The organism is Sorangium sp. So ce176, from assembly GCF_051519835.1.
Taxonomy (GTDB): Bacteria; Myxococcota_A; Polyangia; order Polyangiales; family Polyangiaceae; genus Sorangium; species Sorangium cellulosum_G.
This window is the reverse complement of the sequence record NZ_CP150371.1, coordinates 7,078,909-7,101,936: the sequence shown is the minus strand read 5'-3', so window position 1 is coordinate 7,101,936 and position 23,028 is coordinate 7,078,909. Positions and strand designations below refer to the sequence as shown.

At 69.8% G+C, this 23,028-nt stretch carries 16 protein-coding genes; 10 read left to right on the top strand and 6 right to left on the bottom strand.

The features are described 5' to 3' along the window. The first annotated feature begins 9 nt into the window (after positions 1-9). Entirely contained in the window at positions 10-1,704 is a 1,695-nt protein-coding gene (locus WMF42_RS26530; protein WP_437685535.1) for a GH3 auxin-responsive promoter family protein, read from the top strand. Positions 1,705-1,792: 88 nt separating this feature from the next. Here WMF42_RS26530 and WMF42_RS26525 read toward each other — a convergent pair whose 3' ends face one another. Next, on the bottom strand, positions 1,793-3,505 hold the full coding sequence (locus WMF42_RS26525) for a glycoside hydrolase family 5 protein (RefSeq protein ID WP_061606810.1): 1,713 nt from the start codon (positions 3,503-3,505) through the stop codon (positions 1,793-1,795). A gap of 637 nt (positions 3,506-4,142) precedes the next feature. On the opposite strand from WMF42_RS26525, the gene WMF42_RS26520 reads away from it, so the two are divergent. The 3 genes from WMF42_RS26520 to WMF42_RS26510 all read left to right on the top strand — a co-directional run bounded on the left by WMF42_RS26520 (position 4,143) and on the right by WMF42_RS26510 (position 6,397). Next, a complete protein-coding gene (locus WMF42_RS26520) occupies positions 4,143-4,979 on the top strand; it encodes a hypothetical protein (RefSeq protein ID WP_437685534.1) in 837 nt (278 codons plus the stop codon). 338 nt (positions 4,980-5,317) lie between these two features. Next, the gene (locus WMF42_RS26515; RefSeq protein ID WP_437685532.1) at positions 5,318-5,680 is read left to right on the top strand and encodes a hypothetical protein; all 363 of its coding nucleotides are present in this window, start codon (positions 5,318-5,320) and stop codon (positions 5,678-5,680) included. Between the two features lie 351 nt (positions 5,681-6,031). Continuing rightward, the gene (locus WMF42_RS26510; RefSeq protein WP_081426273.1) at positions 6,032-6,397 is read left to right on the top strand and encodes an STAS domain-containing protein; all 366 of its coding nucleotides are present in this window, start codon (positions 6,032-6,034) and stop codon (positions 6,395-6,397) included. Between the two features lie 9 nt (positions 6,398-6,406). On the opposite strand, the gene WMF42_RS26505 is transcribed toward WMF42_RS26510, so the two are convergent. Further along, positions 6,407-7,135, bottom strand: a complete 729-nt coding sequence (locus WMF42_RS26505; protein ID WP_437685531.1) for a YbhB/YbcL family Raf kinase inhibitor-like protein — start codon at positions 7,133-7,135, stop codon at positions 6,407-6,409. A 615-nt stretch (positions 7,136-7,750) separates the two neighbouring features. Between WMF42_RS26505 and WMF42_RS26500 the strand changes: the two genes are divergently transcribed. Continuing rightward, on the top strand, positions 7,751-9,229 hold the full coding sequence (locus tag WMF42_RS26500) for a PQQ-dependent sugar dehydrogenase (protein WP_233561226.1): 1,479 nt from the start codon (positions 7,751-7,753) through the stop codon (positions 9,227-9,229). Between the two features lie 74 nt (positions 9,230-9,303). Here the strand turns inward: WMF42_RS26500 and WMF42_RS26495 are convergent, their stop codons facing one another. Next, positions 9,304-10,350 (bottom strand): hypothetical protein, encoded by a 1,047-nt coding sequence (locus tag WMF42_RS26495; protein ID WP_437685528.1) that lies wholly within the window; start codon positions 10,348-10,350, stop codon positions 9,304-9,306. 591 nt (positions 10,351-10,941) lie between these two features. On the opposite strand from WMF42_RS26495, the gene WMF42_RS26490 reads away from it, so the two are divergent. Then, positions 10,942-11,325, top strand: a complete 384-nt coding sequence (locus WMF42_RS26490) for a DUF4180 domain-containing protein (protein ID WP_437685527.1) — start codon at positions 10,942-10,944, stop codon at positions 11,323-11,325. A gap of 54 nt (positions 11,326-11,379) precedes the next feature. Here WMF42_RS26490 and WMF42_RS26485 read toward each other — a convergent pair whose 3' ends face one another. After that, a complete protein-coding gene (locus WMF42_RS26485; protein ID WP_061606817.1) occupies positions 11,380-12,033 on the bottom strand; it encodes a glutathione S-transferase family protein in 654 nt (217 codons plus the stop codon). Between the two features lie 540 nt (positions 12,034-12,573). Between WMF42_RS26485 and WMF42_RS26480 the strand changes: the two genes are divergently transcribed. Next, positions 12,574-13,653, top strand: coding sequence for a cytochrome P450 (locus WMF42_RS26480; protein WP_081426275.1), 1,080 nt, complete (start codon positions 12,574-12,576; stop codon positions 13,651-13,653). 429 nt (positions 13,654-14,082) lie between these two features. Here WMF42_RS26480 and WMF42_RS26475 read toward each other — a convergent pair whose 3' ends face one another. Further along, positions 14,083-14,214, bottom strand: a complete 132-nt coding sequence (locus WMF42_RS26475; protein WP_437685525.1) for a hypothetical protein — start codon at positions 14,212-14,214, stop codon at positions 14,083-14,085. 223 nt (positions 14,215-14,437) lie between these two features. On the opposite strand from WMF42_RS26475, the gene WMF42_RS26470 reads away from it, so the two are divergent. Next, the gene (locus WMF42_RS26470; RefSeq protein ID WP_437685523.1) at positions 14,438-17,719 is read left to right on the top strand and encodes an ATP-binding protein; all 3,282 of its coding nucleotides are present in this window, start codon (positions 14,438-14,440) and stop codon (positions 17,717-17,719) included. A 57-nt stretch (positions 17,720-17,776) separates the two neighbouring features. Here the strand turns inward: WMF42_RS26470 and WMF42_RS26465 are convergent, their stop codons facing one another. After that, on the bottom strand, positions 17,777-19,537 hold the full coding sequence (locus WMF42_RS26465; RefSeq protein ID WP_437685521.1) for an ABC transporter ATP-binding protein: 1,761 nt from the start codon (positions 19,535-19,537) through the stop codon (positions 17,777-17,779). 466 nt (positions 19,538-20,003) lie between these two features. Here WMF42_RS26465 and WMF42_RS26460 point away from each other — a divergent pair, with 466 nt between their 5' ends. Both WMF42_RS26460 and lanKC read left to right on the top strand, forming a co-directional pair. Next, positions 20,004-20,141: a SapB/AmfS family lanthipeptide gene (locus WMF42_RS26460; RefSeq protein WP_061614254.1), complete on the top strand. Its 138-nt coding sequence runs from the start codon at positions 20,004-20,006 to the stop codon at positions 20,139-20,141. Between the two features lie 225 nt (positions 20,142-20,366). Beyond that, positions 20,367-23,021, top strand: a complete 2,655-nt coding sequence (gene lanKC / locus WMF42_RS26455) for a class III lanthionine synthetase LanKC (protein ID WP_437685519.1) — start codon at positions 20,367-20,369, stop codon at positions 23,019-23,021. Positions 23,022-23,028: the final 7 nt, after the last annotated feature.

The following is a 23,028-nucleotide window of genomic DNA, read 5'->3' as shown; positions in this document are numbered from 1 at the left end:
AGGCCCCGTATGCGCTCGATCCTGCCCACGCTGCTCCACTCGGCCTTCGTCGGCGTCAGCCGGCTCGCCAGGCTGCGCTTCGAGGCGCAGGCCCACCGGGCGGGCGCCGTGAACGAGCGCCTGCTGCTGGACATCGTGAGGCGACACCAGGGCACCGAGTTCGGACGACGTCACCATTTCAGCGCGATCCGGACCGCGGGGGACTTTCAGCGGGCGGTGCCCATCGCCACCTACGACGACCTCCGCGCGGATATCGAGCGCATGGCCCGCGGGGCCCAGCGCGTGCTCACCGCCTATCCGGTCAACGCGTTCGCGCTGACCTCGGGCACGACGGGCACCCAGAAGCTGATCCCGGTCACCGCGCTCGCGCATCGCCAGCTCACGCAAACCGTCCTCACGAGTCGTGGCGTCGTGTTCAACGCGATCCCCGCGTCACGTGAGGACAGGCCCGCGGTCTCGTTGATGAGCGCGCTGCTGACCGGCCGGACCGAGGGCGGTTTTCCGACAGGCTCCATCTCCTGTTACATGATGCGCACAGCGCTCGAGCGGCGACCCGGAGCGTGGGCGTCCCCGCCGCAGGCCTTCCACGTCCCGGCCCACCCCGACGCGCTCTACCTGCACCTCCTGTTCGCGCTGGCGCAACCCGCGCTCGGGACGATCGTCGCGCCGTTCGCCTCCGGCCTCCTCGATTTCTTCCAGATCCTCGAGGCGCGCTGGCCTGCGCTTGTCGAGGACCTCGGCCGCGGAGCGGTGCGCCCCGACGTCGCCCTGCCGCCCGAGCTCGCGCAGCCGATTCGCGCCAGGCTGCGGGCCGATCCCGGGCGGGCGAGCGCCGTGGCGAAGGAGCTCGAGCGGGGTCTCGACGGCATCGCGCGGCGGCTCTGGCCGGGCCTCTCCCACGTCTCGGGCGGCACGAGCGGCAGCTTCCGGATCTACGCCGAGAAGCTCGCGCGCTACGTCGGCGATGTCCCCATCTACTCGCCTTTTTACGTGTCCTCGGAGGCGATGCTCGGCATCAACCTCGGTCTGGGCGCCCCTGTCTACGCCCTCCTGCCGAGCTCCGCCTTCTACGAGTTCATCCCTGCCGACGACCTCGACGCGGAGCGCCCCTCGGTCCGGCGCATCGACGAGCTCTCCGAGGGGGAACGGTACGAGATCGTCGTCACGACCCACGGCGGGCTGTACCGCTACCGGATGGGCGACGTGATCGAGGTCGCGCGCCACCACCGTCGCGCGCCGGTGGTGGAGCTCATCCACCGGCGCGGGTGCCTGCTCAACATCGCCGGGGAGAAGACGTCCGAGCACGCGATCCATCGCGCCCTGGACGAGGCGCTGTCGAGGGAGGCCCTCGGGCTCGTGGACTTCTCGACGATGGAAGATGCCGAGTCCGCGCTCAAGCGCTACGTCGTGTTCGTGGAGCTCACCGACGGGAGCCGGCCTGCGTCCATCGAGCGGCTCGCCGGGCGGATTGACGACGCGCTCCGCGCGGCCAACCCGCACTACGCCACCCTCCGGGGGCGCCTCGGGCCGCTCTCGCTCCACGTCGTGCAGCCGGGGACGTTCCGCGCGCTGCGCGAGCTCCTGGTCCGCCGGGGCGCCTCGCCCGGCCAGGTGAAGGTGCCGCGCGTGGTGACCGAGGGCCCGCTCGCAGAGCTCTTGATGGCGCACCGCGCGGCCGCGCCGGCGCCTGCTGTCGCTCCCTGACGCCCCCCGTCGCCGGCTGGAAGCCACAAAAAAGAAACCGCCCGCAGGTCCTGGACCTGCGGGCGATCTTCATGATCCGCGACCCGGTCTACTTCAGACGGGCCAGCATCTCGACCTTCTCCGCGTCGAGACCCGTCCAGGTGCCCCAGCCCGACTTCTCGGCATCGGTGTACGCGTGCTCGTAGATGCCACCCGTATCACCCGACTCGGGGTTGATGGACCAGTAGGTGAAGTCCGTCATCTTCTTCTTGATGAGGTAGTCCGTGTAGATGTTCTGCCACTCCCAGTCGTAGCGCTTGCCAGCGGGCAAGTGCGCCCACTGCTGGGCGAGGGGCGGATCCATCTCGTTCTTCGGCCACTCCTTCACGCCGCCGAACTCGCCGGTGATCACGCAGAAGTTCTGGTCGTGCAGGAACCCGAAGTGCTCGTCCCACTGCTTCTCCAGCGCCGCGACGGCCGTCGCGTTGCTCCGCTCCACGATCAGCCCGCACTTGGCCGCGGCGGCCGCCTCGTCCTCGAGCCCGACGCACTCGGGCTTCGACTGGTCGACGTGCTGCTTCTGAACGAACACGGCAGGCCCGTAGGTGTGGGGCGAGAAGCAGAGCCGATCCCTCGGGATCTGGATCGGGTAGGCCGTCTGCCCGTAGAAGTTCTCACCCCAGTTCGGGTTGAGGTTCTCATCGCCGTGGGGCTCCGGCTCCAGGTCCAGGCCCGAGCCACCCGCGATCTGGTGGCTGCCGGACACGCCCTGCACCACCGCGATCATGTCGTTGTTCTCCTCGGCGATGACGTCGTAGCACGCCTTGGCCATATCGGCCCACTGGGCCCAGGAGTACTTCCACGGCTCGTTGAAGCAATCGATGCCGATGATGTTGTCGATCCCGAGCTTCGCGGGGAGCTTCGCGATCGTGCGGATGTCCGCGAGCCACTTGTCGACGTTGTAGGCGTCCTCGCCCATCGTGCAGTTGTAGTCGTCCGCCTTGTAGTCGTAGTTCTCGCGGGCGCTGTCCACGTAGGGCGGGGCATCGTCGAGCCTGCCCGCGCGCCACCCGAGGTGGTTCGAGCAGGAGTGGATGCCGATGATGACGTTCAGGTTGTTCTTGTCGGCCTGCTTGAGGAAGTCCTCGAGCGCCTCGAGGGCGTTGGCGTACGGATACACGTCCGGATCGTTGTTCTTGATCCGCGGAGTGGTGGTGCTGTAGTTGCCGTCCGGATGGTTGGCGACCAGGGTCTGCGGCGCGATGGGGAGCCGGATCGTGTTGAACTTGAGCGCAGAGCTCGTGAGCTCCTTCATCGTTTGCTCGATGGTGCGCGGGGCGCTGTTCTCCGCCCACCACATCGACCCGATGAAGAGCTCCATGGCGCCGGGGCGCTCGAGATCGTCCTGTCCCTCGAGGCCGAACCAGTTGCCGCCGCGAACCTGGATCTCGGTGCCGTCCTGCGTCAGGCGGCCGTTCGAGAGGTTGACCCGGAACTTGCCGGCCGGTGAGCCGTCGGTGTCCGGCGTGGGCTTCCCATCCGGGTTGGTCGTGCCGCCACCGACGCCGGCGCCGCCCGTCGGGGTGCCCGCCCCGGTGCCGCCGGTCGGCGTGCCCGCCCCGGTGCCCGCACCGCCGGTGCCGCCCGTCGGGGTGCCCGCCCCGGTGCCGCCGGTCGGCGTGCCCGCCCCGGTGCCCGCACCGCCGGTGCCGCCGCCCGGGCCCCCGGTCGCCCCGCTCGAGCTGTCGCCGCCGCAGCCGACGCCCACCAGACCGAGGATGGAGAAGGAAAACAAGAAGATATGGCTTCTTCGGATTCTCATGGCTTCGCTCTTTTCGTTAAGCACAAATTCAGTACAAGGTACTCGTCCCGAGCGACCACATTCGTGGGGCGACCGTAAGCCAGTCCAAGATCATCAACTGGTCGCGCTCGGAACTCGACCCTGAATCGAATTCGCAATCAAGCAACACCGACGGGTTGCCAACCGGCCTCGTACACTACCCGTCAAGAAACTAGGGGTCAAGACGGGACTGCCCCGACGAGCCGGGGACCAAAATCTCGATGGGGCGTCTCTTTCCCGCGAGAGCGGATCGCCGGAGTACGCTCTCGCTCTAGCCAGAGGCTGGCCAGAGGCCAGCCAGAGGGTCCGGCGTTGCTCGAGGGGGATGGGACGGCCGTACCAGCGCGCTCGGCTTCGGATCGCGCTTGAGCTTGCCAGCCGCCGAATCGCATTCGGCGCATCGCGTTCACGTCAGACGCGCAGCGTCATTGATGCTCAGTTCGCTGCGGGTGAAACGTTTCAGCAAGGGGAGATCGGTCAGGAGCGGTGGCGGACGGGTCGGTTCTCCCGGGGAGGGGCTCATGAGAGGGAGCCGCTCGACCGGAACCCGAGCGCGCAGGCGCAGATCGGAGAGATCACCCCGTCATCGCCGGGCGGCTCATGGCGGTATGCTGCCGTCATGGACTGGAAAGAGCGCTGTCGCGCCCGCCTCCGCGAGCACCTCGACCCGCGCGGCGACCTCGCTCCTCCCTGGGAGCGATTCCCCGATTACGAGCGCCACACGATGGGGTGGCGAATGGGCGCCGGTGAAGACTGGATGGGGCTGTGGGGCGTCTTTCTCGAGCAGCTCGCCCCCGACCTCGAGACCCGCATCGCCTACCTGCGACGCCATCCTCCGGCGCCGATGAGCTGGGCAGACGCCGTCCACGAGGTGCTCTATCCCACCGAGCGATCGGAGGACGACGGCGACGACGAGGACGACCCGACAGCGACTGCCCAGCGTCGCGCCGCGCTCCTGGAGCAGGGACTCATCGCGTCCGACGTCGCCTTCACCACGTGGCTCGGCCAGCAGAAGGACGTGCGTTGGCCGTGGGAGCGCGGCGCGACGCCCGAGGACGCGGCCCGGTACGACACCCGCGAGCTCTGGTTCTGGTCGCGTCGGATCGCCGCGCTCCGGAGCGCCGGCGGATGGAAGCCGCCGATCGTGCCGGAGACCTGGCGCGCCTGCGCGCGAGCGCTCGAGAGCGGCGACGCAGGCCCTGTCGAGCCTCACCTGGGGCTCAGCTCGCTCGCTCGGTTCCTCTGCGCCGGAGACGTGAAGGCCCCATGGCAGCTCGGCCTGGATCTCGCCGACTTCGCGGACTCGTTCGATGACGACATGGGCTACGTCGACGCGTTTCGCCTGTGGGGGATGTCGGCCTTCGACGACGCCCACCAGCTTCGCCGCTATCTCGAGGCCACGCGCGCTCCGTCGGACTGGAGGGCCTGGGCAGAGGAACAGTTTCCTCTCGATTGAGCCGCGACAGGGAGCGACGGCTTGCGTGGTGTGCCCCGCCCGGCGAGGCCACTTCCCTACTTGCCCGGCCGGACCACGCCGTGGTAATTTATTGTGTTCTAAACGCTCTGGGAGCGGAGGCGGGCTCCAGGACACACCGAGGCACACTCTCCTCCTCGTGCCTCCTGCCCTGTCACCGCCGTGTCCCCTCCTCATCGCAAGGCCGTCGTCCTGCTCCTCCGTCGGCCTGGAGGGTCGAAGGGGGCGCTCACACGCTCATGCGCCAGCGGGCCAGCGCGGCGCCTCCTCCCGATCGGCGATGCTCACTCAGCGCCATCGGCCAGCTCTGCGAGAACCTCATGAGCCCGGATCCGGGCCCGTCCGACCTCGCCGGCGAGTGGATCCAGATCGACGAGATCGTCGCGGCCGCGGCGGCGATCAACAACCAGGCGTCGCTCTTCTTCGCCCTCTTCTACCGGCTCGTCCTGCGCCTGTTCCAGGGCGACAACGCGGGGGCGGCGGCGCTCGCGTTCGAGGCGAACCCCACGATCATCGGGAGCGCCGGCTGGCAAGGCAACCCGCCCTTCCACTTCTACGGCGGCATCGCGCTGATCCTGGCGGCCGAGGGCGCGGATCCGGAGACGCGGGAGAAGTACCTCGCGAAGGCCCGCGCGATGGGCGAGAAGGTAGCGTTCTGGGCGAGCCACGCCCCCGACAACTGAGGCACCGCCACCTCCTGCTCTCGGCCGAGCTCGCGCGCGTGGGCGGCGACAGGCGAGGGGCCCTGGACCTCTACGACGAGGGCATCCGCGCGGCCGCAGACGGCGGCTACCTGCACGACGGCGCCCTCGGCAACGAGCTCTGCGCGCGCGTCTACCTGAAGCTCGGGAGGACAACGCTCGCGCGCGCCTATATGATCGAGGCGCACGCGCAGTACGCGCGCTGGGGCGCCTCGAGCGCCATGGCCCGCCTCGAGCGCGACGACCCCGATCTCCTGGTGAGGCGCGAGCTGCCCGCCCTGGCGATCGCGCCGGTCGTCGTCCGGGAAGACCTCGACCGCCCTCTCTGCCCCCATCCTCCAGGTCTGGGACGGCGTGCTCGCCGTGCCGCTCATCGGCGCGCTCGACAAGGAGCGCGCCGACGAGCTGATGCACAGCCTGCTGCAGGCGGTCTCGCGCGGCGACGCGCGCTTCGCCATCCTGGACACCACCGGCGTCGAGGCCATCGACGAGGCCGTCGCCGATCACCTCGTCCGCATCGTGCGGGCCGTCCAGCTCCTCGGCGTCCGGGCGATCGTGACCGGCATCCGCCCCGCTGTCGCGCGGACAATGTCCTCTCTGGACATCGACATGCGCGCCCTGGGCACGCACGCCACCCTGCGCGAAGCCCTCAAGTTCTGCATGCGGAGCCTCACCGCCGCGCCGCGCGCGCGGCGGTGACCCCCCTCATCACGGCGGGGAGGCGTCGGACGTGCCGGTGAGCTTCGCCTTCGCGAGGTGGCTCGCCTCGAGCTTGGTCTCCGCGTCCTTGACCGCGGCCGTGCCGGTGCCCGCGATCGTCACCGACTCCTCGCCGAGCGCGTAGATCGTGAACTCGTAGGTGTCGGTGTTGGCGCCCCCGCCGCCGAAGTTCGGGCAAGGCCCGAGGTAGTTCATGTTCTGCATGGCGCCGATGGACGCCGCGTTCTTGAACTCCTCGGGCAGCGAGGTGACGTCGGCTGGAATGTTGTAGATGACCCAGTGATAGCCGTTCATGTTGGGCGGCGTCTTGGTCGTCAGGGTGACGTCGATGAAGGTGATGGCGTAGCTCTTCGTGCCCGGAGGCCCCGCGGTCCAGTTGAGCTCCGGCAGGAGGCTGCCGTTGAAGCCGGCGGCCGCGCAGGTGTACTTGTCGCCGAACTCCGCGCCTTCCGTGTGATTGGGGCTCGTGAGCGTGAATTCACCAGAGGACGTGTCGCCGCCGCCGCCGCCGTCGCCCGTCGAGCCGCCCGCGCCGCCGCTCCCTGACGTCGCCGTCGAGGTCCCCGCGCCGCCGCTCCCTGACGCCGCCGTCGAGGTGCTCGTGGGGCCGGCCGAGGTCGCGCTGCCGGTGGTGCTTCCGCTGCTCGTCGCGCCGCTCCCGCCATCCCCCGACGTATCGGAAACGCTGCTGGAGCAAGCCAGTGCGGCGAATGGCACGCCCGCGAGGACGAGGACTCGAATGGTACGAAGAAGCCTGTTCGTTATGGTCTGCATTGGCGGACTATGTCACGTTCGCGTTCCGGCAGCGATGACAGCGCGCTTCACCTCACAACAAAGATCCGCAAGGTCGCGGCACATTTCCCGGAACAGCGCATGTCGCTCGCTGGCTCTGTATAGACCGGCCTCAGCTACAGCGCCAGAGAGCATACCCGGCTGCGAACGAGATTTGCAGAGGCGGCCTCCGGAGCCGGGCGCCCTGTCCCACGCGCAGGCCGCCTGCCTGCCGCTGGCCGGCGTCACGGCCTGGGAGCGCCTCGCCGCGGCGGCGCGAGGTGCTTCGCGCCGTCCTCACGATCGCGAAGATCGCCGGCGCCGTGGGGGCATGACGGCGCGGCGCCCAGAAAGCGCTGACGCCGACGCCACGGCATGATCGAAACCGAGACGTGCGGGAATATATCTCCGCCACGGGTGCGACGTTGATGAGACCCCGTGTGGGATGGCCGGAGTTGTGCACTGCATCACTGTCTTTTGCCGCATGCACGGGAAGTCCAGGTGATCTGAGGGCTGCAGACCGAGAAGGAAGTCGGCCCGTTTTCGGCTAAGATGGGCCCCATGATGAAGCAACGAACGATCCTGGCTTCCTGGCTGGCTCTCGCGCTGGTGAACGGCGCTTGTGGCGACGATGGCTCCTCCAGCAGCGGTGATCCCCCGCAGGGCTCGGGGGGCACCGGTACGGGTGTGCAGCAGGGAAGCAGCAGCAGCTCCTCCGGCGGTGGTGGTTCACCGGCGGGCGGGACTGGCACGAGCACGGCGACTGGAACGGAGGCGGGGACGACCGGGAGCGGCGGCGCGCCGCCGGCGGGCACCGGGGGCGGCGGGGGCGACGAGCCGCCCGTGTGCAACGCGAGCGCGGCGCCCGACGTCGGGAAGCTCGCGCTCGCGCCGGTGGTCACCGGCGTCGACAGGCTGGTCTACGCTGCCCAGCCGAAGGGGTCGAGCGACTGGTACCTCGTGCAGCAGACGGGCAAGATCCGCGTGTTCACGGGCGGCGCGCTGCGCGAGGAGAACTTCCTCGACGTGAGCAGCCAGATCCAGCTCTCCACGGGCGCCTTCGACGACGAGCGCGGACTCCTCAGCATCGCGTTCCCGCCCGACTACGCGACGAGCGGAAAGTTCTACATCGCGATGACGCCGACCACCGGCACCAACATGAACCGCGACGTGGTGCTCGAGTACCAGCGCTCGGCGGGCAATCCTTTCGTGGCGAACGAGACGCCCTCGAAGACGATCCTGCGGCTCGACGCCTCGGCGGTCAACCACAACGGCGGCCACGTCATGTTCGGGCCCGACGGCATGCTCTACGTCGGCACGGGCGACGGAGGCGGGAGCTGCAACAGCGACAAGCCCGGAGGGTCGCAGGACATCAACTCGCTGTTCGGGAAGCTCCTGCGGCTCGATCCGAACGCGCCCGAGCCGTACGCGGCGGCCGGCAACCCCTTCGACGGCAGCGCCGCGCGGGTCTGGCATTACGGGCTGCGGAACCCCTATCGGTTCAGCTTCGATCGGCTGACCCAGGATCTCTACATCGGCGACGTCGGCCAGGATAGCTATGAAGAGGTCGACTTCGTTCCTGCCGGCGTGAGCGGGCTCAACTTCGGCTGGGCGGCGTTCGAGGGCGACCATGCGAATACATGCAACGGCCGCACCCTGCGCGAGGGCACGACGGACACGAAGCCGATCGTCGACATCGACAGGCGCCGGACCGCGACCGGGCCGTTCCGCGATTACGTGTCGGTGATCGGCGGCTACGTGTACCGGGGCACCGCGCTGACCCAGCTCCGCGGCGTGTACCTGTTCGGCGACTACACAGGGGAGCGCATGGGCGCGATCATGCAGTGCGGCACGCAGACGTCGCCGATCACGCAGATCCTCAAGAACCGAGATCCGAACGCGCCGAACGCCCCCGCGTTCGCGCGCCAGGGCGGCCTGCCGACGTTCGAGGATCTCACCGCGATCGTCGAGGACAACGACGGCGAGCTGTACTTCGTCGCGAACCGCAACAGCCTGGTGAAGATCGTCCCTGAAATGTGAGCGGCTGCCCGGCGCTGGCCGCGGACGTGCGGCCAGCGCCGGGCGGGTCTATCCGCCCTCTTCCGGAGGGCGCGTCAGGGACCGGGAGGCGGATAGCTGGCCTCGGTCATACCCTCGATCCAGCGAACGACCGCCTGCACGCCCGCTTCATCGACCTTGTGGGTCCCGATGCGCGGCATCTGCCCCTCGAAGCCGCGCAGCTCCTGGCGGGCGACGAGCAGGCTGCGGGCCGGGTCGCCCGGACGGATATCGTACCAGTAGCTGGGATCGGTGTTCTCGAGCCCTTCGTACTTGGCGTTGTCGGCAGGGCGCCTGTTGATGCCGGTCGTGACGGCGTCGGTCGTCGCCACGCTGCCGAGGTCGGCTGCCTCGAGCCGCAGGTAAAGGCCCGTGTCCCGCGCCGGCGCGTCCACGCTGTCGTTGTGGCAGCTCACGCCGCAGTTCGCGTGCATGTAGCCGAGCGCCAGGCGCTCCACCTCGTCGCCCGGGATCGACAGGGCGAGGTGGCTCCCGCCGTCCATCAGCCCGGCCTCGACAAGCTTCTCGCGCGTGAGCCCCTCGGCGCCCGGGCCGAGCATCAGCGCGTCCCAGCCGAGGACATAGTCGCCGCGCCCGGAGTGGCACTCCTTGCACTGATCGCGCGTCGGCACCGTGTGGCCCGTGCCGTACAGATCGACAACCCCCGTGTCGTTCTGCATCTGGATGGCCTCGCGCCCGTCCTCGGACCACACATAGCTCGTGTAGAGCCAGCCGTCCGGCGTCTTGCGCAGCAGGCGCGTCTCTGCGAGGCGCATCGCGCCGTCAGCGCCCTGCACCTGGAACTCCTTCCAGAACTGCGTCCCCTCCGGGTACACGAACGCGTCGGGGTTGCTCGCGTCCACCTTCTGGCCCGCCGGGATCGACACCCAGCGACGCTTCGCGGCGCCGTCGCTCCAGAGCTCGATCGCCGGCTTGTACTCGAGGACACCGCACGCGGGCTCGCGCCTGTCGAAGTCCCCGTAGAGGCCCGTACAGCGCAGGTCGACCGGCAGCGCGCCGTCGATCGGCGCATCGCAGTTCACGCCGGTGGGCATCACGAACTCGGTGCAGCCCGAGCCCGGGCCGCCACCTGAGCCGTCCACCTGCGTACCGCCTCCGCCATCTCCCGCGGTGGCGCCCCCGCCGGAGCCCGTGCCGGGGCCGGACGGCCCCTCGCCATTGCCTGGATCACATGCGGCCGCAAAGAGCAGCGCAAACAAGAACGTTCCTTTCCCCACAACGCGAATCAGCATGCGCGCTATTCTGCCACAGAATGGCGCGCGCGGCGCCGCTCTCCTGGCGATCCCGTCGAACAAAATGGCCACGCCGATCGGGGTGGATTTCCGAAGGAATCTTTTGCTCGAGCTGAACAGCCGGCAGCCACATCGGAGGAGCGGACGCTCGGAGTCTCGCGCAGGTGGCGGCGTTGAAGGCATGGCCGACGGAGGCTGCTCGCGGGACCGGGACTCCGTCGCTGTCCGGTTCGATATCCATCGCCAGCGCGGCGTGCTGCGGCAGGAGCCCGCGAGTCGGCCGCGGTGAGCCGCGGTGACAAGAGGCCGACAGACACCAGCGCCTCGTCCGGCCCTCGCGCGAGGTCTGTACAGCGGCCGTCTCCCGGCGTTAGCCTGGGCGCGGGCGCAGCGGAGCCCGATGCCAGGCAGGCGGCGCTCGGGCGGTCAGCGAGGGGAGCGATGGATTTGACGGTGATCGACGAGGGGGGCGTGCAGTTCGTTGAAGGCGCGCCGGATCAGCGGCTCATGGCGAGCGTTCACGACGTCGACCGCGTGCTCGAGGCGTGTTTCTCGGGCGGCGTGAGCGGCGCCCTCCTCCACGCGCCGAACCTGACGGCGGCCTTCTTCGACCTCAGCTCGGGAGAGGCCGGGGCGATCCTGCAGAAGCTAAGGAACTACTGGATCCGGCTCGCCGTCGTGTGCCCGCCGGGCAGCGTCAGCTTCAGCAGCCGGTTCGGGGAGCTGGTGGCCGAGGAGCGCGGCGGCAAGCACTTCGGGGTGTTCGAGGCGCGCCACGACGCGGTCGAGTGGCTCCGCCGGACGTCGGACGCAGCGCCGGTCTGATCCTCGGGCGGCCGCCAAGGCGAGCCGCGCGCCGGCGGGCCGGCCTCGATCAGGTCAGTCGCGATCCGGGGCGCCCAGCGGGAACAGCGGGCGATAGGGGCGCGCCTCGTCGATCGCGCGCGCGAAGGAGGGGCGCGCGAGGAGCCGTTGCCGGTACGCGCGGACGTTGGTGAAGACCTCGCTGATCGGGTGGGCCCAGTCGGCATAGAACAGCGCAGGCCCGGCCGCGCAGTCCGCGAGGCTGAAGGCGTCGCCCACGGCCCACGCTCGCCCCGCCATCGCGCTGTCGAGCCAGCGATAGGCCGTGTCGAGCAGCTGCCGCGCCTCGCCGACCCCCTGACGATCGCGGTCCTCCGCGGCGCGGATGCCGTCGGCCACGAGCTTCTGCATCGGCGTCATGATGTAGTTGTCGAAGATGCGGTCCATCATCCGTACATCGAGCGCGGCCCGCCGGTCCTCCGGGACCATCCGGACGGGCCCGGGATGGTGGAGATCGAGGTACTCGACGATGATGCTCGCCTCCGCCACCGTGCGGCCGCCATCGAGGAGCAGGGGCATGCGCCTGAGCGGCCACAGCGTCTCGTGCTCGACCGCCGCCTCCGGGTCGTCCGGCCCGAGCATGCGGAGCTCGAACTGGATCTTGTTCTCGTAAAGCGCGATCAGGACCTTTTGACAGTAAGAAGAGAAGGGGTGGGCGTAGAGTTTCATGGGGTTCTCGGTTCCTTGGCTCGTTCCGCTTCCGGGGTGTGACCACGTGAGCTCGTGACGTCCGCTCGGCGTCGCCCGGCCTCAGGGCTGCTGACGCCGTCTCGGGGTGGAGCGCCCTGCGCTGCGCCCCACCTCTGCATACCCCTCCCGCTCATCGTGGGTGCATATCGTACTCTCCCGCTCGCCCGCCCTGTCAAGCTTCCCCGGGAAAAGCGACGAGGCGACCCGCCCGGGGTTGCGAGACGGCGCTGTGGGACGTCAGCGACGGCACCGCCGATCGAGCGAGCTCTTGCGCGCAGGACGCATTTTGTGAGAGCGTGTGGTTTCTACCTTGGCGTCGGGGCTTACGTCGAGGCGCGCCGAGAGGATCCTCCTCCCGGCGGGGGCGCCGGTGCGTGCCTCGCTCGCGCGATGAACCGGGAGGCAGCCGCGATGAATTTCCCTGTCAATGTGTTGGCCCCAGAGCTCCGTGCGAATCCGTACCCTTATTTCGCCGAGATGCGGCGGGTGAGCCCGGTTTGCCAGGTCGAGCCAGGCGGGATGTGGGCAGTCACTCGGCACGAGGACGTGCTCTTCGTGATGAAGAACCCGGGGCTCTTCTCGTCCGAGGGCTTCAAGGTGGCGTGGCAACCGCCCTGGGTGGGTTACAACCCGTTCGCCAACTCGCTGCTCGCCATGGACCCGCCGTCGCACACGCGGCTGCGCGGCTTGATCCACCGCGCGTTCGGGGCCGCCACCGTGGCCCGCATCGAGCCGCGCCTCCGCGCCGTCGCCGCCGATCTCACGAACCGGCTCGTGGAGGAGGCCGACTTCGTCGAGGCGTTCGCGCACCCGCTGCCGGCGTATGCCATCGGCGAGATCCTCGGGCTCGATCACGCGCTCCACGCCCATTTCAAGCGGTGGGCCGACGAGTTCGTCGCGATCACGCCCGAGGTCCCGAGCCCGGAGGAAGCCGAGCGCGTGCGGAAGACCATCGCGGAGCTGACCGGATACCTCATGGATGTCATCGAGCAGCGGCGCCGCGCGCCCGTGGACGACACGGTGAGCGATCTCGTCCGCGCCGAGCTCGACGGACAGCGGCTGACGGACGCCGAGATCGTCGAGTTCCTCGTCACGCTCCTGATCGGCGGGCTGGAGACCACGACGCACCTGCTCAGCAACTCGCTCCTGTTCCTCACCGACCACCCGGACATGATGGATCGGCTGCACGCCGAGCCCGGCCTGACAGCCCTGTTCGTCGAGGAGATGCTCCGCTATGACGGCCCGGTCCAGACGCTCCCGCGCATCGCCACAGCGGACGTCGCGCTGTCCGGGGTGACCATCCCGCGCGGCGCGCTGGTGATCCCGATCGTGGCCTCCGCTAACCGGGACGAGGCGAAGTTCAAGGATCCGGATCGGTTCGACCTGCACCGCGGCTCGCAGGGAGGGCTCAACTTCGGACACGGTATCCACTTCTGCATCGGCGCGGCGCTGGCCCGCATGGAAGCCAGGGTGGCGCTGGAGGCGGTGATCGCGCGGTTCCAGCGGGTCGAGCGCGCCCCTGGAGAGGTCCGCTACAACCGCACGCTCACGGTCCGCGGCCCGATCGCCCTGCCGCTCCGGTTCACCTCGCGGCAGTGAGCGCCGCGAGGCGCGGCGCGGTGGTGGCGAGCTCGCTCAGGGCGCCATCCAACGAGCTCATCAAACCTCCGGAACTCCACCCGACGCGCGGCGGCGCTGGATGCCCGCCGGACCGGGGGTGTGGTACAAGCGGGCGTCGCATGGCGAGGCAGCACGGGGGGGATCTCGACGGGGTCGAGGAGCGGAGATCGGCATGAGCCCGGCCGAGGCGGCGAGCGCCGGGAGCGGGCTGGATCCGGCCGGCGCCGCGCTCTCGGGCGGCGGGGAGATGGGGGCGCTCATGCGCTCGATCGACTGGTCGCGGTCGGCGCTCGGCCCCGTCGAGGCGTGGCCCCAGTCGCTGCGCACCGCGCTGTCGATCCTGCTCTCGTCCGAGCACCCGATGTTCCTGTGGTGGGGCCGGGAGCTGATCCAGTTCTACAACGACGGCTACCGCCCGATCCTGGGCTCCAGGAAGCACCCGGCCGCCATGGGGCAGGCGGGGCGCGTGTGCTGGAAGGAGATCTGGGACGTCATCGAGCCAATGATCGAGAAGGTCTTCTCGGGAGGGGCCACGTACATCCGCGATGGCCTGCTCATCCTCGATCGGAATGGCTTCCTGGAGGAGTGCTACTTCAACTACGGATATAGCCCCATCCGGGACGAGAGGGGCGCTGTCGCTGGCGTCTTCGTCGCGTGCTCCGAGAGCACCGGGCACATCCTCGGACAGCGGCGGCTGCAGCTGCTCGGGGAGCTCGGGGCGCGGGCGGCCGACGCCAAGAACGTCGACGACGCCTGCCGCGTGATGATGGAGACCGTCGCGCAGGCGGGGCGCGACCTGCCCTTCGCCCTGCTCTACCTCGTCGAGCAGGACGGCGCGCGGGCGTCCCTCGCCGCGAGCGCCGGGCTCGACCCGGGCCACGCCGCGGCGCCGGCGGCGGTGAGCCTCGATCCGGCGGCGGGCGCGGTGTGGCCGCTCCACCGCGCGCTGCGCGAGGAGGTCGACGTGGACCTGTCGGCGCTGTCGGCGCTGTCGGCGCGCGCCCTCCCGGGCGGGCCGTGGCCGGACGCCGCGCGGCGGGCCGTGGTGCTGCCGCTCCCCCGCGTCGGGGGCGGGGGGCCGGCCGGGTTCCTCGTCGCGGGCGTCAGCCCCCGGCTGGTGCTGGACGACGACTACCGCAGCTTCCTGCGGCTCGTCGCCGCGCACAGCGCGACGGCGCTCCAGAACGCCCGCGCCAGCGAGGAGGAGAAGCGCAGGCTCCTCGCGCTCGCCGAGCTCGACAGCGCCAAGACAGCGTTCTTCAGCAACGTCAGCCACGAGTTCCGCACGCCGCTGACGCTGATCCTCGGGCCCGTGGAGGACAGCCTCCGCGACGCGGAGCAGCCCTTGCCCCCGCGGCAGCGCGAGCGGCTCGCGATCGTCCACCGCAACAGCCTGCGGCTCCTCCGGCTCGTCAACACGCTGCTCGACTTCTCGCGCATCGAGGCGGGTCGCATCCGGGCCTGCTACCGGCCCACCGACCTCGGCGCGTTCACCGCGGACCTGGCGAGCTCGTTCCGCTCGCTCCTCGAGCGGGCCGGCCTCTCCCTCTCTGTCGATTGCCCGCCGCTCCCCGAGCCCGCCTACGTCGACAGGGAGCTCTGGGAGAAGATCGTGCTCAACCTTGTCTCGAACGCCTTCAAGTTCACCTTCGCTGGCGGCGTCCGGGTCTGCGTCGAGGCGGTCGATGGCTCGGCCGTCCTGTCGGTCGCGGACACAGGCACCGGCATCCCGCAGGCGGAGCTGCCGCACCTGTTCGAGCGGTTCCACCGCGTCGAGGGGGCCAGGGGCCGGAGCTACGAGGGCAGCGGGATCGGCCTGGCCCTCGTGCAGGAGCTGGCGAAGCTCCACGGCGGCAGCGTGGCCGTGGAGAGCCGCGTCGGCGAGGGGAGCCGCTTCTCGGTCTCCATCCCGCTCGGGAAGGCGCACCTGCCCGAGGACCACGTCGAGGCGGCCGCGCCGCCGGCCGAGGCGGGGCGCGGCGCGGCGCCCTTCCTCGACGAGGCCGCGCAGTGGCTCCGCGGCGCGGAGGCGCGCTCCGCGCCGCCGCCGCCGGGCGCGATGCCGGCGGCGGCGGAGGGCCCGGCCGTGAAGCTGTCGGGGCACCTGCTCGTGGCGGACGACAACGCGGACATGCGCGAGTACGTGCGGCGGCTGCTCGTCGCGGAGGGGTGGGCGGTGGAGGCCGTGTCCGACGGCCTCGCCGCGCTGGAGAGCGCGCGCGCCAGCGCCCCGGACCTCGTGCTCACCGACGTGATGATGCCCAGGCTCGACGGCTTCGGCCTGCTGAGGGCGCTGCGCGCCGACGAGCGCACCCGCGGCGTGGCGGTGGTGATGCTGTCCGCGCGCGCGGGCGAGGAGGAGCGCGTCGACAGCCTCGAGGCCGGCGCCGACGACTTCCTCGTGAAGCCGTTCTCCGCGAAGGAGCTCCTCGCGCGGGTCCGCATCCACGTGGAGCTCGCGCGGCGCCGGCGCGAGGCCGACGGGCAGCGCCAGTACCTGAACGACCTGTTCATGCAGGCGCCGGGGCCGATCGCGATCCTGCGCGGGCCGGATCTCGTCCTCGAGGTGGTCAATCCGCTCTACAGGCAGCTCGTCGGCGGGCGCGCGCTCGTGGGCAAGCCGATCCGGGTCGCCCTGCCCGAGCTCGAGGGCCAGCGCGTCTGGGAGCTCCTGGACAGCGTGATGCGCACCGGCGAGCCCGTCGTCGGGAAGGAGTTCTTCGTGCGGCTCGACCGCCAGGGGACCGGCGCGACGGAGGAGGTGTTCTTCAACTTCGTGTACCAGCCGATGCGCGACCGCGACGGGGCGGTCGAGGGCGTCTTCGTGTTCGCCTTCGAGGTGACCGATCAGGTGATCGCCCGCCGGCGCGTGGAGGCGCTCGTGGAGGCGCTGAAGCTCGCCGACCAGCGCAAGGACGAGTTCCTCGCGATGCTCGCGCACGAGCTCCGCAACCCCATGGCCTCCATCAGCCTGTCGTTGACGCTGCTCGACGACGTGGAGGGCCAGGGGCCCGAGTCGGCGCGCTACCGGGAGATCGCGCGGCGGCAGATGGGCCACCTCGTGCGGCTGGTGGACGATCTGCTCGACGTGTCGCGCATCACGCGCGGCACGGTGGAGCTGCGCCTGGACGACGTCGATCTCGCGGCGCTGGTGCAGAACGCCGTCGCCGCGGCGCGGCCGGCCGTGCAGGCGCGGCAGCACGCGCTCTCGCTCTCGGTGGAGGTGGGGGATTTCGGCGTCCGCGCGGACGCCACGCGGCTGGAGCAGGTGGTGACGAACCTGCTGACGAACGCTGCGAAGTACACGCCGCCGGGGGGCGCGATCTCGGTGCGCCTGACGCGCGAGGCGGCGGGCGGCGCGCCGCAGGCCGTGCTGCGGGTGCGCGACACGGGGCGCGGCATCCCGGCGGCGATGCTGGAGCGGGTGTTCGAGCTGTTCACGCAGGTCGACCAGACCATCGACAGGAGCACGGGCGGGCTGGGGCTCGGGCTCACGCTGGTGCGGCGGCTCGTGGAGATGCACGGCGGCAGCGTTGTCGCGGCGAGCGCCGGGCCGGGGCGGGGCAGCGAGTTCACTGTGCGCCTGCCGCTCGGCGGGGCTGCGGCGCCGATCGCGGCGCGGGGGGAGCCGCCGCCCGCGGCGCGGGAGGAGCCGCGCGCGGAGGCGGCCGCGCGGCGCCGGGTGCTCGTCGTGGAGGACGCGGCGGACGTGCGCCGGATGCTGCGGGAGTTCCTCGAGGCCCTGGGGCACGAGGTGGCGGTGGCGGCGGACGGGCTGGACGGCGTGGCGAAGCTCCTGGCGCTGCGCCCCGACGTGGCGTTCGTGGACGTCGGCCTGCCCGGCATCGACGGCCACGAGGTCGCCCGCCGCGCGCGCGCCGCGCCGGGCGGCGAGGCGCTCTACCTGGTGGCGCTCTCGGGCTACGGTGGGCCCGAGGATCAGGCGCGATCGGCGCGAGCCGGCTTCGACCTGCACCTGACGAAGCCCGTGATCGCCGCCACGCTGCAGCAGGTGCTCGCCGGGCGGCGAGGCGGCGCGAAGTGAAACGGCGCTCGGACGAAGCGTGATCGTCCATCCCTCTGCAGGGGCCCTCCCGGGGAATCACGCGCTGACGAACTGCCGCTCGACCAGCCGTCGATACAGCCCGTCCTGCGCGACGAGCGCCGCGTGGGCCCCGCTCTGCACGATCGTGCCGCCATCCATGACGAGCACGCGGTCGGCGCCCATCACCGTCGAGAGCCGGTGGGCGATGATCAGCGTCGTGCGGCCCTTCATGAGCGTGTCGAGCGCCGCCTTCACGAGGTGCTCGCTCTCCGTGTCGAGCGCGCTCGTCGCCTCGTCGAGCACGAGCAGGCGAGGGGCCTTGAGCACGGCGCGGGCGATGGCCACGCGCTGCTTCTGCCCGCCGGAGAGCTGCACCCCGCGCTCGCCCACGAGCGTGCGATAGCCCTCCGGGAACCGCTGGATGAAATCGTGCGCGTTCGCCGCGCGCGCGGCGGCCTCGACCTCCTCGTCCGAGGCGCCCTCCCGGCCATAACGGATGTTGTCGGCGACGCTCGTGGCGAACAGGATGGGCTCCTGCGCGACGATGCCGATCTGCCGGCGGAGCCAGCTCGGCGACAGCGCGCGGAGGTCGCGCCCGTCGAGGAGGATGCGCCCCTCGTCGGGATCGTAGAGCCGCAGGAGCAGCGAGGCGATCGTCGATTTGCCGGCGCCGGACGACCCGACCAGCGCGATGACCTCTCCGGGACGTACGGAGAGATCGATCCCCTTGAGGACAGGCACGTCCCTGCGCGCCGGATAGCTGAACCGCACCCGATGGAGCTCCAGCTTCCCCTGGACGTACGGCGGCTCGAGGCCGCCCGAGAGCGGCATGGCCGGCGTCCGGTCGAGCAGATCGAAGACGCGCTCGGCGGCGCCGAGCGCCCTCATGAACGCGGCCCACAGGTCGCTCAGGCCGGCGAGCGAGAAGGCGACGAGGAGCGTGTAGACGAGAAAGGAGGTGAGCTTGCCGAGCGTCATGCTCCCGGTGACAACGAGGTGGCCGCCGTACCAGAGCACGAGCCCCGTGGCGGCGTAGCCCGCGAACGTCACCACCCCCGAGAAGGCCCCCGAGGCGCGGACGCGGGTCCTGGCGCGCTCGAACGAGCTGGCCACTTGCCCGGCATAGCGCTCCACCTCCTGCTCCTCGGCGGCGAACGCGCGGACGGTGCGGATGCCCGAGAGCGCCTCCTCGGCGATCTCGCTGGAGCGCGCGAGCGAGTCCTGGACGGCGCGGGAGAGCTTGCGGACCTTGCGGCCGTAGATCACGGCGCCCACCAGCACGGGGGGGACCACCGACAGCATCAGCAGCGTGAGCCGCGGGGACGTGTACACGAGGAACCCGAGGCCGCCGATGACGGACGCGGTAAGTCGCAGCCCGGCGGAGATGTCCACGCTGACGGCGTTCTGGAGGACGGTCGTGTCCGAGGCGAGGCGGCTCGTCAGCTCACCTGTCCTTTGAGCATCGAAGAAGGCCATCTCCTGCCGGAGGACGTGCTCGAACAGGCGCGCGCGCAGCCGGGCGACAACGCGCTCGCCGGCGGTGGTGAAGAGGACGTACCGGAGCGCCACCGCGATGGCCTGGAGCGCGATGATGGGCACGAGCCAGAGCGCCATGCCGTCGATCGTCCCGGCGGCGTTCCCAGGCCCGAGCGCGTCGTCGATGATCCGCTGGATCACCTGTGGCAGGAGGAGGCTCATCCCGCTGCCGATGGCCAGGAACAAGGTACCGAGGGCGAGACTCCCGAGCTCGGGGCGGGCGAGGCGGAGGAGACGCAGGAGGTGTCCGGGGCTGCTCCGCCCCTCGTCTGAGCGCTGCATTGGCCTCCTTCAGCCTAGCAGGCGCCGCGCGATCGGGCGCGCGCCGCGGCGCTCGCGTGACACCGCATGCAACCTGTCGGGCGCTACGCCGCTTTCGCAGGATATGGTTTGACCACCTCGCTCGGTCGAGGCCGCTTGCGCTGGATATCCACTGACCACGTCGATGAGGCGACGGACAGAGCGATGCGGGCTCAGCCTTGGGTTCGTGGCAGAGCGCTACATGCCGTCAATTTTGCCACCGCGTGATCGAGACATTTTGCCAGTCTCGATCATGCTGTGTTGGGCTCCGACTGTCTTGATCTGCAACTGTCTCGCGGTCATCGGTCCTGGCTTATGCTTCTGTGGTAATATTCTGATGTTGTCGTAAAAAGACGCGCCAGTGGCATCCTCTCGGACGCCCCAGCAACGCCGATCGAGGTTTGGTCTCGCTCTTGCTGAACCCCTCCTCGACCAAAGGAGGTCAATTATGAAGAAGATCCTGTCGCTCCAGAAGCTTTCGACGAAGGGTACGACCACGGGCGGTGGCGGTGGCGGCGGTGGTGGCTCGCATGCCAGCCTGCTGCTCTGCGGGGACTCCTCGCTGAGCCTCACGAGCTGTAACTAGTCCTTCATAGAGGGCCATTGCAGCGAATGCAGTATGGAGTGAGCAGAGTCCTCTCCCGGGGGTGAGCCTTCGGGAGAGGACTCTGCTCCTCTGCTTTTTGGGTTCATGATTCGAGGTGCGTCCGCCGGCGCGTGGACGCGCCCTGGTCGCCGTCGTCTCTCGCGACCAGGGCGGGGGCGCCGTCGACCGCGCCGTCTCCTCGGGACCCGTGGCCAGTGAGGGATCATGCAAGGCATCGACAGAAGGGCGAGAGAACGCATCGTTGATTTCACGATCACTCACCCGGAGCGCTACGCGAACCTGGATAGCTACAGGTCCGAGAGGGCAGAGTTCAGGAACCTGGTGAAGGGGCTCGTGCCCGAGGGCTGGACGGTCGGAGAGAGCCCGGGGCTATGGTGCGAGGTCCACCCGCCGGAGAAGCGGGTGCCGGACGGCGGGTTCAAGATCCACCTGTCGACGACGCACGACAGCGCACGGGACATGCTGGCGGCGGTGGCGCCCATCCTCGTGGAGGAGGGCGCTTCGTTCAAGGTCCTCGTCGACGAGCGGGTCCTCGACCTCGGCAACTCGACGTTCTGGGGCCGGGGCGCGTGCGGCAAGTTCATCACCATCTACCCCGCGGACGTCGACCAGCTCAAGCGGCTGATGGAGCGCGTCCACGACGTCACGAAGGACTTCCGGGGTCCGTACATCCTGTCCGACAAGCGCTACAAGGACAGCAAGGTGCTGTTCTACCGCTACGGCGCCTTCAGGAAGGCGAGCCAGGTCAACGTGTTCGGTGAGCAGATCCCCATGCTCCGGACCGCGGACGGCCAGATGCTCCCCGACTACCGGCTGCCCTACTTCGGCCTGCCCGAGGGGGTCAGCGATCCGTTCCCGGACACGGAGGAAGAGGACGACGAGCTCGTCCTGAAGGGCAGGTACAAGGCGACCGAGGCGCTGGGCACCTCGAGCAAGGGCGGCGTCTACAAGTGCCTCGATCTGGAGACGAACGAGGAGGTCGTGGTCAAGGAGGCCAGGCCGCTCGTGAACCGGGGGAGGAAGATCCCGCACGACGCGATCGATTGTCTGAGAAACGAGCACCGCGTCCTCGAGCGCCTGGAAGGCACCGGCGTGACCCCTCGGCCGATCGAGCTCTTCGACGAATGGGAGCACAGCTTCCTCGCCATGGAGCTCGTCAAGGGAATGCCCCTCGGGCACTACCTCGGCTCCTGGCAGTCGTCGATCCTGCTCATGACGGATCCGACAGTCGATGACATCCGGAGGTACTGTGAGGAGTTCCTGGACATCGCGCGGAAGATCCTCGCCGGGGCGCGGAAGATCCATGAGCGAGGGGTGGTGATCCAGGACATCTCGCCGCGAAACATCCTGTTCGATCCGGAGGAGCGGACGGTGATGTTCATCGATTTCGAGGCGGCTTACATCCAGGAGCGCGACGCCGGCGGGCTGATCATCCCGATCCACACGGCCGGCTTCGGCGAGGAGCGGAAGATGGGTGAGGCGCCGACTGTCGCTGGCGACTACAGGGCGCTGAGCCGCATCCTCGGCGAGCTCGTGTTTCCGCCCACCCCCTTCTTTTCTCTCTCTCCGCAGCACCGGGCGCCCATGCTGGCGCACGTCGCGAGGGAGCTCGGCGTCCCCGAGGCGTTCGTGCGGCTGATCCTCGGGGTGGGCGAGCAGCCGGAGCGCGTGGACGCGCTGCTCTCGGAGGCCGAGCGCAGCATCGAGCGCGTCACCGCCGTCGAGCCGCTCCGGCCGCTCCGGAGCGACGACGACCGACGGAAGATCGTCGATTCGATCGGGAGCCACATCGTGGCGCAGATCGGCAGCGGCGACGATCCGCTGGATCTGCCGATGGACTACCGGCGTTTCATGACGAACCGGCTGAGCGTCGCGTATGGCGCGTCCGGCATCGCGCTCTTCCTGAAGCGGACGCGGGGAGAGGTCCCCGGGGCGTTCCTCGACGCGCTGGCGGGCGAGGCGTCGAAGATCGACAATGGCAGCTATGCGCCCGGGCTCTACATTGGCAGCGCCGGCGTCGCATGGACGCTCCTGGAGCTCGGGATGCGCAAGGAGGCAGAGGCGCTCATGGATCTGGCGGCCAGGTCGCCGATCCTCTTCGAGAACGCCGACATGTTCTACGGCGCCGCGGGCTGGGGCCTCGCCAACCTCTTCTTCTTCGCGCAGCTCGGCGACGAGAGGTACCTCAAGAACGCTGTCGACGCGTTCGACCACATCAGGCCGAACCTGAAGGAGGACAGGGGCGGGTACTGTTACGAGAACACGGACACCGTGTATCACGGCCTCGCGCACGGGGCCTCCGGCATCGGCTATTTCATGCTGCGGCTCTACAGGGCCTCCGGGCGGGAGGAGCACCTCGAGGTGGCGAAGGGGCTCCTCGACTTCGAGCTCGCGAGCGCCGAGCAGCAGGAGGGGAAGGAACACCTCGTGTTCCGACGATCCATCGAGGAGAACGTCTACTATCCGTACTGGCGGATCGGCGGCGCCGGCGTCGGCACTGTCGCGCTGCGGTTCCACGCGGCGCTGGGCGACCCTCGCTACCTGGAGACGGCGCGGAAGATCGCGCTTCACCTCGAGGGCGGTTACACCGTCTTCCCCACGAACTTCTCCGGGATGTCCGGGATCGGCAACTTCTTCGTCGACCTGCACCGCCGCACGGAAGACGGGCGCTACCTCGAGGAGGCCCGCCGGTTCGTCGACAGGGTGATGCTGTTCGCGCTCGAGAAGCCGTCGGGGCTCGCGTTCCCCGGCGAGGAGCTCCTCCGCATCTCGACCGATTATGGAACCGGATCCGCCGGGATCGGGATGTTCATTCACCGGACCATCGCCGGCGGCGGGCTTCCGTATTTCGATTTCTGACGCGATC

Coding starts and splice junctions, on each gene's coding strand:
- WMF42_RS26500 (WP_233561226.1), top strand. CDS start 7,751: ATGATGAAGCAACGAACGATCCTGGCTTCCTGGCTGGCTCTCGCGCTG.
- WMF42_RS26470 (WP_437685523.1), top strand. CDS start 14,438: ATGATGGAGACCGTCGCGCAGGCGGGGCGCGACCTGCCCTTCGCCCTG.
- lanKC (WP_437685519.1), top strand. CDS start 20,367: ATGCAAGGCATCGACAGAAGGGCGAGAGAACGCATCGTTGATTTCACG.
- WMF42_RS26520 (WP_437685534.1), top strand. CDS start 4,143: ATGGACTGGAAAGAGCGCTGTCGCGCCCGCCTCCGCGAGCACCTCGAC.
- WMF42_RS26525 (WP_061606810.1), bottom strand. CDS start 3,505: ATGAGAATCCGAAGAAGCCATATCTTCTTGTTTTCCTTCTCCATCCTC.
- WMF42_RS26460 (WP_061614254.1), top strand. CDS start 20,004: ATGAAGAAGATCCTGTCGCTCCAGAAGCTTTCGACGAAGGGTACGACC.
- WMF42_RS26475 (WP_437685525.1), bottom strand. CDS start 14,214: ATGTACGTGGCCCCTCCCGAGAAGACCTTCTCGATCATTGGCTCGATG.
- WMF42_RS26480 (WP_081426275.1), top strand. CDS start 12,574: ATGTGGGCAGTCACTCGGCACGAGGACGTGCTCTTCGTGATGAAGAAC.
- WMF42_RS26490 (WP_437685527.1), top strand. CDS start 10,942: ATGGATTTGACGGTGATCGACGAGGGGGGCGTGCAGTTCGTTGAAGGC.
- WMF42_RS26515 (WP_437685532.1), top strand. CDS start 5,318: ATGAGCCCGGATCCGGGCCCGTCCGACCTCGCCGGCGAGTGGATCCAG.
- WMF42_RS26465 (WP_437685521.1), bottom strand. CDS start 19,537: ATGCAGCGCTCAGACGAGGGGCGGAGCAGCCCCGGACACCTCCTGCGT.
- WMF42_RS26530 (WP_437685535.1), top strand. CDS start 10: ATGCGCTCGATCCTGCCCACGCTGCTCCACTCGGCCTTCGTCGGCGTC.
- WMF42_RS26485 (WP_061606817.1), bottom strand. CDS start 12,033: ATGAAACTCTACGCCCACCCCTTCTCTTCTTACTGTCAAAAGGTCCTG.